Annotated in this window: 12 protein-coding genes and 1 pseudogene; 1 reads left to right on the top strand and 12 read right to left on the bottom strand. The window is 33.0% G+C overall.

From position 1 onward, the window contains the following. Window positions 1-388 precede the first annotated feature (388 nt). From JFL43_RS10725 to JFL43_RS22550, 4 genes are all read right to left on the bottom strand, one after another. Entirely contained in the window at window positions 389-859 is a 471-nt protein-coding gene (locus JFL43_RS10725; protein ID WP_200749059.1) for a hypothetical protein, read from the bottom strand. 104 nt (window positions 860-963) lie between these two features. After that, window positions 964-1239 (bottom strand): hypothetical protein, encoded by a 276-nt coding sequence (locus JFL43_RS10720; protein WP_234447729.1) that lies wholly within the window; start codon window positions 1237-1239, stop codon window positions 964-966. A 112-nt stretch (window positions 1240-1351) separates the two neighbouring features. Then, the gene (locus JFL43_RS10715) at window positions 1352-1672 is read right to left on the bottom strand and encodes a DUF3221 domain-containing protein (protein WP_200749058.1); all 321 of its coding nucleotides are present in this window, start codon (window positions 1670-1672) and stop codon (window positions 1352-1354) included. A gap of 69 nt (window positions 1673-1741) precedes the next feature. Then, the gene (locus JFL43_RS22550; RefSeq protein WP_200749057.1) at window positions 1742-2032 is read right to left on the bottom strand and encodes a helix-turn-helix domain-containing protein; all 291 of its coding nucleotides are present in this window, start codon (window positions 2030-2032) and stop codon (window positions 1742-1744) included. 607 nt (window positions 2033-2639) lie between these two features. Here JFL43_RS22550 and JFL43_RS10705 point away from each other — a divergent pair. Then, window positions 2640-2807: pseudogene (locus JFL43_RS10705) on the top strand (alpha/beta hydrolase family protein); the annotation flags it as partial. Between the two features lie 180 nt (window positions 2808-2987). Here the strand turns inward: JFL43_RS10705 and JFL43_RS10700 are convergent. From JFL43_RS10700 to JFL43_RS10665, 8 genes are all read right to left on the bottom strand, one after another. Next, entirely contained in the window at window positions 2988-3797 is an 810-nt protein-coding gene (locus JFL43_RS10700; protein ID WP_200749056.1) for an N-acetylmuramoyl-L-alanine amidase, read from the bottom strand. Between the two features lies 1 nt (window position 3798). Beyond that, window positions 3799-4050, bottom strand: a complete 252-nt coding sequence (locus JFL43_RS10695; protein ID WP_200749055.1) for a phage holin — start codon at window positions 4048-4050, stop codon at window positions 3799-3801. Window positions 4051-4061: 11 nt separating this feature from the next. Beyond that, window positions 4062-4418 (bottom strand): hypothetical protein, encoded by a 357-nt coding sequence (locus JFL43_RS10690; protein WP_053417648.1) that lies wholly within the window; start codon window positions 4416-4418, stop codon window positions 4062-4064. Between the two features lie 455 nt (window positions 4419-4873). Continuing rightward, entirely contained in the window at window positions 4874-6793 is a 1920-nt protein-coding gene (locus JFL43_RS10685; protein WP_200749054.1) for a discoidin domain-containing protein, read from the bottom strand. A 66-nt stretch (window positions 6794-6859) separates the two neighbouring features. After that, window positions 6860-7435, bottom strand: a complete 576-nt coding sequence (locus JFL43_RS10680; RefSeq protein WP_200749053.1) for a hypothetical protein — start codon at window positions 7433-7435, stop codon at window positions 6860-6862. A gap of 10 nt (window positions 7436-7445) precedes the next feature. Then, window positions 7446-8483: a hypothetical protein gene (locus JFL43_RS10675; protein ID WP_200749052.1), complete on the bottom strand. Its 1038-nt coding sequence runs from the start codon at window positions 8481-8483 to the stop codon at window positions 7446-7448. A gap of 11 nt (window positions 8484-8494) precedes the next feature. Further along, on the bottom strand, window positions 8495-11986 hold the full coding sequence (locus JFL43_RS10670) for a hypothetical protein (protein WP_200749051.1): 3492 nt from the start codon (window positions 11984-11986) through the stop codon (window positions 8495-8497). 14 nt (window positions 11987-12000) lie between these two features. Continuing rightward, window positions 12001-13722, bottom strand: coding sequence for a hypothetical protein (locus JFL43_RS10665; protein ID WP_200749050.1), 1722 nt, complete (start codon window positions 13720-13722; stop codon window positions 12001-12003).

Here is a 13722-nt window from a genome sequence, read left to right as displayed (position 1 = left end):
AAACTAAAAATTGTTTTGCTGAGAATAGTTCATCTATACAAAGGTCATTTTCAACTAGCATTACTTTAAGTTCATGTAATCTCTTTTTGTTACTTTTTTAATATCATTATTTTTAAGTCGTTTATTATTGGTGATATAATATTGAACTCTCACCTCATGAATATTGTATATTGTCATAATTTCACTCCACTTTTATCCATCTATATTAAGTATAAGTAGCGATGTCATTTTCATCAAATTCAATTTTCCATGAAATTCAATTCCTGAAATACAAACAGCTAATTCCAAACCATCTTGTAAGGGTTGTTCAATACATTTAAACAAAAAAGACAAGCGATTTGTACTACCGCCTGTCCATTTTTATTATAATTTATATATTGTTGTTCACCTACAGAATATTTTTCATGATACTTTCTTTCCAATACTCGGTATAGCATAGATGACCTTCATCTTTTTCACTATCATATAAACTCTCACGAATCTCCTCTTTACTTTGACCATTTTCAAATTCATTACATATCATCTCGGTCTTTGAATCCCACCATTGCCCAGTATCTTCATCAAAAAATAATGGCTCAAGATGGTGTAGTAAACGGAATGTATCGGAAGTAAATGCAATTTCTTGATCGCCTAACTCATTACAATATGCCTTAATAGCTTTATTAACTTCCGTAAAGAAATTTTTACGAATATAGCGTAATTGTATTATGGATGAAGAAGAAGCCAATTTTACAGGAACGATAGCACTTGTTAATGTATGTCCTTTCCAATCCTTTAATATCATCACGTTATTTGAATTGATTGTATAATTGATTGCAAAAAATTCCTCGTCTTCAAATGTACTCAATGCTGTTTGCATTACTATTCCTCCCAAAAATCAATTGATTGCGGTAAAATTGTTTTCAAATAAATCAACTACTATATATCGGTAACTTAAATTACATAAGCTTTTTAACAATACCACTAGGGGGTAATAACTTTTACAGATACTTCCCTTTTAGTACGTGTTTTTGTAATTAATGTATGTTCTGTTTCTTCCTCCGAGACAACCTTAGTAACAACTTCCATGCCCTGTACAGCGTGTAAAGTGTCTCCTTGACCAATTGTGCCGTTTACTGCTCCGCTCGCTAATAGTAGCGCCATAGATCCTTGAGCTTTTGTAATTCCCCCACTGTTAGACATATACATTAGATCCAATAACTGATTACGTTGCATCGCTTTTATCAATTGCTCTTTCACGATGTTCACTCCTTTTTTAGCCACTACGCAGAACATTAGTTCTTATAAAAAGTATTTTAAAATCTATATAACAGTAAAAGGGACCTCCTAATATTTTAGAAGTCCCTTAATACTAATTGTATAAGTCTTTTGGTGTTGTGAATTCAATGTTTAATGCTTTGGCAGATGCAGGTGATGATGTATCTATTCCACCATCTATCCAAACTACAACATTTTCTCCTTCTTCGTATCTTTTGATGTTTCCATTATCGTTTAACGATATCCAAATTAAACCTTTGTCTTCATCTTCGATTAAAATGCGATTTTCTTTTTCATCTACTTCGATAATATCTCCCTTAATGTCAAAACCACCAAAAGGTTCATCTTTATCTTTTCTATTACACCCTACTAAAGCGAGACATAATATTAACAAAAAGATCAGATACTTTTTCAATATGTTCCTCTCCCTCTAACCCCATTAAACTTCCAAGGCTATCTATTCTATTTCTATATGCGAAACAAGCTAATCATTTTCATCGCTTTTAAAATCAATTAGATCTCGTATATCCTCTAATTCAAATGCAGCTGCAATTTTGGATAACACAATTTTGGGTATACGTGCCATTTTATTATTCACTAGCGTGGAGATAGTGAGAGTAGACAACCCTGTTATATCAGCGAGTTCTTGATAAGTCATTTTATTCTCAATCAATAATTTGTATAGTTTTAATTCGATTTCATGATTTTTCATCACTATCCACTTCAACATTTTACGGTAAATGCAATATTTTACTACTACTAGATGGCCTTCCACATTAACTTCTCCCCCACTAATTCAACCTGGACATCATAAAATCCTTTAATATCAACCATTTATCCTCTATTTTAAATATTCCAGATTACTGCAACTCTTACTACGTAAGATAACCACTGTGGCGAACTTAAACTTGAAAGAAGATGCAAATTGATTTTTGAATTTGTAACTACAACTTTGATGGGTGGAATTGCTTTAAAAGCTTTTTTGAAAAAGCAAAATATAGCCTCAAATGAGTCGGGTAAAATAACGGATTATTTCACTTTCCGGATTAAATGTGAAAGATGGATCTAACACTTAACCACTCAACTTGTCCGTAAGAAACAATACGAATGGGGGTGGGAATATAAATACCGCATTCCTCTTGGGCGAAATTTTGATGATTACCTTAACAAACAAAGACTTCAAGATGGTTTAAATAATCGCAGGAAACAAATTACCTTAAAAAAATAGACGACCAAGAGCTGATTGACCATATTACGAATGAAAGCGAACATCAACCTGTACAGCTGATGTGTCGTATTTTAAAGATGTCTAAAAGTACGTATTACCAGTCTTTTCATAAGAAGCCGAATAGCTATCATGTCGCTAACGAACAACTATTACTCGCGTTGTTCAGAAAGAATCAGACCAAATTGTCAAAGCATTAAAGGAAAAAGGGCATGCCGTGGAATACATCATCTTACCTGATGAAGGCCGCGGCTTTTCCAAAAAGCAAAATGAAATAAAGGTTTATCGGAAAACGCTCGATTTCTTTGATCGATTTATCCAATGATATTTTTTAACGCCTCATCACTTACTATGAGTTGTTTTTTTTAATAAAAAAAGCCCTCTCCAATTAAGGACAGGGCTAATTTTGTTACATATTTGATTTTCAAGTAGTGAAGAAACATTGTATGAGACGATTCGAGAAACGAGTTTACGCATAGTTATCCATCCCAAAATGTTTGAGAGACTATACTTTATCAACGAACTCCTTTTTGGCTGTGATGTACAGACCGCTTTTTGTTTTTAATCGATAAGCATTGCCGGACTTAACAATATCAACGATTGTGTACTTTTCATTTACTTTAAGAGCCTGCACTTTTTTAGACTTACCAAAGTTAACCCCGTTATATGCGTTGCACGCTTTTTTGATACGATATAGGCCAGTATCTTTTTTGTAGTATCCTTCATTATTGTTTGTTGATGGCTTGTTAACTGGTTTTGAAACAGCTGTTACTTCCTTCTTTTTATAACCAAGTTCACTCGCAACCACTACAGCAATACCTTGGCAAATCGCTTCAAACTTTTCATTATAAATTTCTGTATCCGCTGTAGAATCTACAAAGCATACTTCGATTAAAATAGCGGTTTGGTTTGTACTATTTAAGAAATACAACTCTTTTCTCTCTTTAGGCCCGCGGTCTTTTAATCCACTCACACTTGCGATTTCCGCACTAACTTTTGCAGATAGCACTTTTGCATCGTAATACAAACATTCAGCACCACGAGGATCACTAGTTTTGGATGCTGCATTAAAATGAACGCTGATATCTAAATCACGGATTTTGCTGTTGTGGTATTTAACAATAGTGTTCAGATTCTGATTTTGAGTTGTGGATGTATCGTCATGAAATTTATGGCCCTCACCGTTGTATTGCTCTGTTAAAATTTCATATACACAATTCGTGACTTTACGTGCCTCGTTGACCTCTTCAAGAATTCCTTTTGCACCACATACTTTTAAGGCATGTCCACTTGAAATTACAAATTTTTTCACCATATTATTTCAATCCTTCAGATTTTAATGTTTTTTCTTGTTCACGTGCTTTTTTCGTTAATAAATAAGTATTTTTATAGATACCATAAACAACCAATACGAAAGGTACTGCTGCTAACAATGCATTTACAAAAGCGTCTATTGTTTCATTGGTAAACCCAGTAACTATGATCCCTAACGTCTGCAAAAATAAAAGGACCGCTGATAGCAGGCCCCCAAATAGTGCGATATATTGTGTTAATTTTTCCGTTGTCATTAAATGACCTCCTATTGCGCTAATATATTGAATAAGGATTGTAAAAATAAATAAAGAACGCTTCCAGCCCCACCGTATTTTAATAGTAGGTCGGCATTGCGTTCCATTTTAGTTTTACGTAAATCATAAGTACGAACCTTTTCACTCTCCAATGCCGTATCTCTAGACTTTATAAGATCCCATTGTTTATCCATAGTAGATTGCAAGAAAGAACGGGTTTCACGATTTTCTTGTAAAATGATATTCTCTAACTTCACATAATTTTGTTCAATTTGCTTTAATCGCAGTTCTTGTTTCAAATCACTTTCTTCGAGCGCAACAATTCGCTCTTCGTGATTTCCTAAGCGATCATCAAATAGATTTTCCATCGACACTCTCCCTATTTTAGACAAAATAAAAAAGATATTCTAAGCGAATATCTTTTGAATGTTATAAAGTCTTGTTTGTTGCTATATAAATATATTTTAGAATTTTAAAAAAACAATACACTAAATCACCTTCCAATTTGCCCCCCCTTTTTCTTCCTTATTGTTAGAGGAATCTACTATTTGGGATGGGTACTAACCATCCTTTTTGACGCACGATAACCACTAACCCTATCGAGTTCTTTGATTAAAACGAATAAAGCCGTTCCCCAGCAGCAATGGTTGAATCTCCTTATCCAAATATAAATAGAGCTGCAATAATATAACTAGCTATTCCAACAATAGGATGATATTGAAATTGTGCTAAACAATAGAGTAAATCTTTTGCTGCATCTGATATCCTTCCTTTTAGGCAAAATAAAAAGGCACCTCATGTTGCACCTACTGTTTCCATCTTATTAATAATTAATTTTATAATCACCATTTGCGTAGATTGTTACTAGCAATTCGTCGTTGTTTGGATATTCGTAGGAGTAATCTTTGTCATGTACTGCCTTTTTCCAGGTACCTTTCATGTCCATTTGCGTAATAAGCGAGTCAATCTCTCCGACGTCTGTTGTATCTTCTTTAGATAGGGCGTACGCAAAGCGTATTGTATTGCTGTTACCTCGTAGTTCTGCCCACTGTTTATATGTGACAGCTTCTAATTGGATGGGATCCATTCCACTGGATAAAACATCCCAGGTAGTTTCATTGACTTTAATCCACTCTACATTGTTATGTGCTTGCCATGTTATTCCTTTATCAAATGAAACGATTACCTTAACAAGTGCGTTACCGGACACAGCTGTTTTAAGTATTATAGAATCAATATTTTCAATAGAGCGTATGTTAATGTCTTTTGTTGGTAATACAAGTTGATTGTGTGGAATCGCATCTACGATTAATTTTTTCAAAAGATTTTCCCCGTCAGTCCAATTTAGTAGTTCTAACATATTAGATGCTAATTGTTGGATACTTTTATTTGTAATAGAAGTTAAATCATCCATACCATGAACGTCAAACATTTCTTTTGTTGCTGGTATGTACCCAACAACAGACCAGACACCTTTAATTAATACAAAAAACTTAATGTCAGATACGTTCCAGTAATAGTAGTTACCTCCAAAAAGCTCTTTAGGATTCGCATTTGCAAGTAACCTCCAAAATCGACTTGGATTGTTGTTCATAAGAATAAATTCTTGCGCACTGGTCGTGTTCTGTAACGAAAGCGTTTTAATAGAAACCCAATTAACCCCATCGTCACTACATTGTAGAATAATACTTGATATACCTATATACTTATCATAATCCATAATTGTTTGAGTGATAGAAACTTTAGAAATATTCATAATACTCCCTAAATCATACCCTATATAACTTTTACCTAATACTGCCTCTCCATGTTCTTGAGATTTCCAATATGTTGACGCTTTATCATCAAATGCATTTATTGATATACCTCCATTTGTTAAAGGTTTCCCATTTATACTTACATTTTCATAATAATCTACAATATATTTCTTTATTTTTTTTCCGTCTCGAAAAAGATACTTGTTTTTATTTAATATAAACCCCCAGCCGTATGGTCCACCACATACCCCAATGTTAGAACGACTTTTATTTGGATCAATGATGGTTACATTTCCTTTATCGACTAAATCAATAGGTAAATATTCTAATACAGAATCATTCAACATAATACTTCGTTGTAAATGGTTGGTTGCAGTTCCTCCACCATGAGGATAATCAAACAAACAATTATCCCATTGACCATGACCTGAATAATTCGATGTGTATCTTCCGTTACTTTTTATAATACAATTCGTTACTTTTGGACCCTTGGTAGTTTGATTATTATAATAACACGTAGACCAATTTTGAGTAGAAAGATTTTCTATAAATAAATTTTGAAAATACCCGTTACACAACCTAAAAATCGAATTACTATAATTGGTTGATTTACCAGGATAATAATTAATTTTCATGTTTGAAATAGTACTTTCACTATTATAAATTGCAAATATACACGCATCACGCTTTACACCTTCAGAACCATAAAAATTAATAATAGTTTTTTCATTCTCACCCCATACCGTTAATTTTTTACTAATGTCATAAAAACAGATTGTTCCATAATTATCTAAGTCAAAATGTAAACTTTGATACGTTCCCGATTGGATAAAAACACCATCTCCACTAGCAGCTTCTTGCATTGCTTTTCTATGTGATGCATATGGATTATCTTTACTCCCATTTCCGGTTACATCATTTCCGTATGGACTTACATACCATACTTTCGAAAAATCTTTTATATTCGGTAACGCTAATTTTGTCATTAACCTGTTACCCCTACTTTCTCAATACTTTTAATAATTTCTAATCTATATTTTTCACATTATTTCCTAATAAACATTTAATTTGTTAATCCCCAAAAATTGACTATTATCAATATTCACACTGAAGACCGAACCTTCTTCAGTCCATGTTTCATTTCGGTGCATGGGAAATTCATATTCAGTTTTTAATCTCAATTTTCCGTCAAAAATAACATTATTATTCTCAATAAAATTGTCCGCATCTGTATTGTTGAACTCAATTTGAGTGGCTACTACATCGTGCTTACCTTGTGTAAATTTGAGAATCTCCAAAGGAGCACGTATAAATGATGTTGTGTAGTCAATTGGGATTTGATACTGACGAGGCGCAGATGTTGATGCTGTTACTCCTAATTTCGTAATTTGTTGATACCCCTGTTCCACCCCATTATTATTACTACTCCCACTAGCGAATGGAATGTATTCAGTACCATTCCAAATACATAAAGTTTGCCTATTGCTATTCGTTATATCTACTCTTATGACATAAAGCATGTTAAGAGTTCCTATATCAGGTAAGGCATCGCGATTATCAACAAATGTAACTTCTTTTAATTCCCCACTGCTGTTTGGTATATTTTTTATTACTTGAACCTTTGTCACTTTTACACCTCTAATCGTGTGTTATATCAATATAGAACATGAATGATTCTTCTTTTGAAAATGATATTGGTTTAACCAACTTTACCCAAAATTCAATTGTTTCTTTAGATGCTATTGTTCTGATAACAAGTTCATCCTTATATGTAGTTGAGGAACCGTTAACGTCTAGTGCGATTTCTGTCCATGTATATCCAAGATCAGTACTATACTGCTCTATTTTTAATTTAGCATTTCTAATTTGAATAGTTGTTGGATTATATAGTTCCAATTGCATTTCTAACTTGTCGTTTTGAATTGTTCCAATATTATTAGGATGCCATGTACTTAATTCAATACCCGTTTTACAGACGATTAACTGCGAGCCAATATAATATTCATCACCTGTAATAAAGGTATCTGTCAGTTCATCAATGACATCTCCATTACTATTTAAATAAAATAGAGTTCCTATCATTTCGATATGTGGTAATTCGATAAAAGCGATACCTTCGCTATTTGGGGTAGCGTTATATGTTCCACCGGTAGTTACTAATTCAATAATTGTATCTGCTTGTAATCCAGTAATCTTTAGATTGCTGGAAGATGCAGCTATGAATCGATTAACGATAAATTGTTCAAAGTTAACATCACCTTGTTTAGCTACAAAACCTATCTTTAAAAACTCGAATTCAATTGAGTCAATGAATTCAAACGCTCCATTACGATACATATATAAATCATATTGATTACCATTGCGAAGAACTTTAATATTTTCAAGATTGGTTTGCGCAAGATCCTTTACTTCTAACAATTCAATGTATTCTTCTTTATTTTTATACAAAATTAAACCGCCAGCATCTCTACTGACGGTTGGGGTATATTCAACTATTGCTTCAAAAACTGTTACATCGTTTGGTATATCCCTAAATACTATCGTATCTTTTGTAGTGTCGTGTGAAAGCGATAATATACCGCCCTTGGAACTGGTTTTAATAGGATTAGTAATATCCCAAGTTTGTAAATTAAATTCCTCATCAAAAACAAGGCCACTACTCTTTTTTATTAACAAGAACCCACCTCCTAGCGCGTTTTTTTTGTAAACCATTTGCTATACCAATTCGCGCGTGCTGGTATCAACCATATTTTCTTTTTCTTTTTAGCTTCAGGCTGTTCAAAATTAACTGAATCAACAGCATCCACATCAGTTTCAAATTCTCGCGGTACAATATCGTCACTTTCCATAATAAGTGCAAGAAGATCATTTTTGGCTTCTAATGATTCCGTAATAAATAGAGATGTATAGATTGTCGTTTCACTACGAACCTTTTCTAATAAATTTTCTAATGAATCGATCATTGTAATTGAATTAATATTTTCGTCTAATTGATTTAGAACATCTAAAATTCTTGGTGCAATATAGGTGTCTTTTAAATACCCCTTAGCAATTAATATATTTAGTGGCTTATAAGTTTCTTGAGTTTCTTCAACAACATCAAAAGTTGCAATAGATCCAAATGAATCTCCATTATTTCTTGCTGCTAATAATTCCGTAACATAGTATGCTTTATCAGACTCTTTTAAATCTGCAGTGATGTATAAATTTTCAGGAACGACTAACTGCTCCTCTATAAGTTTTCCCAAGATATTCTGCAAAACAACACTACTGGAAATAGATTCCAACGCATCGGTATCAACTATCATCTTCTCTAATTTCATGACATCCAAATTCTCATCGATTGCTCCAATCGGCTGTTCTGTCGCGTTGATTACATCTAAGCCGATGATTTGTATATCCAGTGCGGCTTCTTGTTGTCCTTGGAGTTCAATGATATCTGAAAAAATTTCGCTAGCAGCATTTCCAAACCTACAATCAATTTCAACACCTTGATAAACGTTTATCGAATTACTAGACGAGACAAGTTTAACGATTTCTGATTCAATTACATCACTTTCATTTGAATAAATTTCGATGTTCATTTCATTTGATTCTAAAATACTTTGATTTTTAATTTGTATATCTTTTAATGCGATATTGATATCAACTATCACCTTGTCTGATTTCATAACATCTAAATTCTCATCGATTGCTTCAATCGGCTGTTCTGTCGTGTTGATTACATCTAAACCGATGATTTGTGTATCAAGTGCGGCTCCTTGTTGACCTTGGATCTCAACGATATCTGAAAGAATTTCGTTAACAGCTTTTCCAAACCTACCATCAATTTCAACACCTTTATAAACGTTTATCGAATTACTAGATGAGACAAGTTTAACAACATCTGATTCAATAACATCACTTTCATTTGAATAAATTTCGCTGTTCATTTCATTTGATTCTAAAATACTTTGATTTTTAATTTGTGTATCTTTTAATGCGACATCGATATCAACTATCTTCTTGTCTGATTTCATAACATCCAAATTCTCATTTATTGTTTCAATTGGCTGTTCTGTCGCGTTGATTACATCTAAACCGATAATTTGTGTATCAAGGGTAGCTTTTTGTTGACCTTGGAGCTCAACGATGTCTGAAAGAATTTCGTTAACAACTTTTCCGAACACACCCTCGATTTCAATTCCTTGATAAACGTTAATCGAATAACTAAACGAGACAAGTTTAACAACATCTGATTCAATTACATCACTTTCATTTGAATAAATATCAACATTCATCTCATTCGTTTCTAATACACTTTGATTTGTGATTTGTGTATCTAATGATAAAACTGCTGAATTGAGAGTAGTTTCATTTTTATATGCATCTGTAATGTGTACGGATGTATCCATTGCTGTTTCTGTTGTTTGACCGTCATAATTACTTACAACAACATTAGCTGTAGATTCTGAGGAAGTATTCTCGTTTTTTTGTTGAACCGAATTTAAATATGATTCAATGGTAAAGATACCTTCTTCTTTCTTTTCGATAATAATAGCTTTTCCCACAATTGAACTATCTGAAATTATTTCATTACTCATAATAACTAATTCTTTTTGAATCGCTTTATCTTTTGAAATTCTATCGCCTTCTATAATTAATTCAAAAAGTATGGAATTATCTTCTGTTTTTTTAATACATTCAAAAATCTTATCCGTTGCTATTTTGCCTTCTAAATAGAATGAATAAGCTCTTAAAATTTCTTCGCTTTTTGTATAATTATCTATATCATTTAAATTGACTTCAAAAAATTGACGTACTGTATTCTTTATTTTTTCTTCTAGTTTTGTATTTAGAACCGTGTTCACTGAATACTGATCTAATTTAATCAGCTGAGTATTAAGGGCAGCTTCTTGTTGATCATCCAGATTGACTATATCAACTTTAAGATTATTAATGGCATTTCCGAATTTGCAATCTATCTTGTTTACTTCATACTCATTTTCCGAATGGAGAACAGGTGATAAGTCTAAAATACGTGGATTAATTAAATTACCGTCATTTGAATATGATGCAATTTTAAATTTTTTCGCTTCCACCTCTCTCTGAGTTGCATTTTTTGTATCATTCGAAACAACTGCTAAATCAAAAAAAGTTTCGCTTGTATAGGCATCTACGTCACACTTCATTACATCTATAGTAATTTGAGATATTTGACCTTCATAGTCGTTTAAAACCATTTTGAGCTTTTTTCGTGATGATGTGCTTTCATTTTCTTGTGGATCTACATTAACAAATAATTCACTTGAAAATAACTCTTCTTTTTCTTCAATTATTTTAATAACTTTATCTGTAGTTGCGATGTCTACATATATTTGGTTACTATTCTTAACTACTTCTCTTTGAGCCGTTTTCTCTTCTTGATAACTAACACCATCGAGTACAATCTTTTTCGTATAATTATTATTTCTTTTTACAATAATATTTATCAATTTTCGTGACATTGATTTAATTTCTTGTTGTTTACATACATCAATTTTATTTTCTGTTGAATAATGGTCTAATCCAAGTATTTGCGCATCGAGTGTAGCTTCTAACAATTTATCTAGATCGACAACATTTATTTGTAGAGGAAAATGCTGTTGTTTGTAGCTGTTATAAATATTCAAAACACTTTTGTTAATATTCTCGGTGTTAAAATCATCAGTTATTATAAGATTGTTTTCTAATATAATTTGTCTATGTGACAAATTTCTTTTATCTTGTCCAGTAACTTCAATTACCGGTACTTGATACTTAAATCTTTGCAACATATACTCAGTAGCTACAATGGATGGTATTTTATAATCGAGATTTTCATGTCGAATTGAAGCAACTTCTTGTTCAGTAACTAAAAAAACACTTCGTAAATCTAATAATTTTGTAGTTATGACATTATCCTTTACAATGTTATCTTCTATATTAATTAGATTCACTTCAATTACTTGTTTTTTAAATGTCTCAATAAAAGGTATCTCAACAACATTTAACACCATTGTAAACTTTTCATAATCCATCTCTACTAGTATCACATTAAGAATCTCTTCCAGCTCTACTTCAATTAAATATCTCTGAGTTTTATGATTAAGTGGAGCGACGAACCCATATTGACTATGGGTTCGACTTGATTGTGCGATGAACGGATATGCACTTTTCATTCACTCCACCTCAATCATATTTTTTCTTTAAAGATTCCCCAGCCGATTGGCGCATAAGGTGATGTGCTTTCTAACCGCATTGGAGTAATGGGTGATTCAGCTAAATTATACTGATACATATTGGCAGCAATATAGGAAGAAGTTATTTCAGTACCGATTGGCGGTGCTGTTGAAAATTCCACTGCTTTATAATCATTTGAATAAGTAAAATTAGTTTGTTCTTTGCAATCGAAATAAATTGAGGGTTTAGTATCTGCCGTGCGTTGAAATAGATGAAATACTTTAGTTATACCATCACCTATACCAATTCGTTCATGCACAACTGTTTTTTCGACTTCCAGCTCCGCATCGTGTTCCAAACCACTTGGATGCACTGCATATACATCATCCAATACTCCAACTTCTTTGTCATATGGATGAACGATTCCCATTAAAGAATCGTGGTACATATCATCATATACAGATGGACCGCGACCAGATTCAGGTCGTTCAATTGCCTTGTCATGAGTAATAAATGCTAGATAATGTTTTTGATAGTAAGAGCCCCCGATTGATTGCTGTAACATTGCAAAGTTATTTCCATTCGCTGTATCCATTCCATAATCAACTAAATGATTGCCTAATTTCTTGTCCTTCGTCCATACACCGGCTTTTCCTGCTCGGCAACCACCAATTAACACTGTGTTTTGACGTGGTTTTTTACCTGCGTTATTTAAGCGGCCTAGGTATAACGGTACATGCCAGATATTATCTGGATTACTAGCAGCATCCATGCGTAAAAATAAAATTAACCGATCCTTGCTAACAGATCCCCAAGCATGTAGTAATGAGTCACGCCCAAACGCTGGATTAAAGTTATCTTCGTTCGTAAACGTCATAACTGTTGGTATAGAAGGCTTTATAAATGTCGCAGCACTAAAAGCTAAATTTCCTAATCCATCTGAAGTATTAAGATCGCCACTTCCCGTTGCGATTAAATCACCGTAGTCATTACCTTCAATTGGTTGGCGAATTTCTGTATACGATGCGCTAATTTCACCTGTTGTAGGTGCATCGTAGAATATCACTTCCCCAGTACTATTTTTAACAGTATAGGACAAGTCGTCAGCGAGTACGTTATTTACATAAATCATTACGCTACCCGGTTTTACATTTGTCACACCTAAATCGAATTCCTTTAATTTTCCGTTTGCTGTACCAATCCCTTTTTTTAAAATTGTAATATCAAACGACACATCATCGAACAGGAAAATACCAAATGTATTTGTTGGTTCAAATGCTTTAGTAGATAAACTGTATGTCGCTTTAATAATACCTGTAGGAGGCGTATTAAACGTGATAGTTCGTCCCAAACGATCAATTTTATACTCTGCATCATGAATATCTGTATCATTAATCTGTATTCGTTCAGTTCCAGGTAGAACGTATTCGGAAAGAAAACTAAAGGTCTTCCTTGCACCGTCACCCACACCGATATTTGCAAGATTTGATGTAAAAGGAATTGAACGATTATCTGGAAATGTTGGTTTAGCTAAATCATATGCATTGATTATTCCAAAATTACGCAATACCTTATCAGATCCGATAGTTTTAAACAATCGAACTTCCGCATATTTCGTGGCATTCTTCGATCTGTACTGTGCAAATTCTTCCCAACCAACAGATTCCAAAATTTCGGCAATAGTATTAGGAAAACGTTGAAGCATGAATTTTTCATTTATCCATCGTAACGTCAT

Source organism: Viridibacillus soli, assembly GCF_016612995.1.
Lineage (GTDB): Bacteria > Bacillota > Bacilli > Bacillales_A > Planococcaceae > Viridibacillus > Viridibacillus soli.
This window is presented reverse-complemented; position numbering and strand designations above follow the sequence as displayed.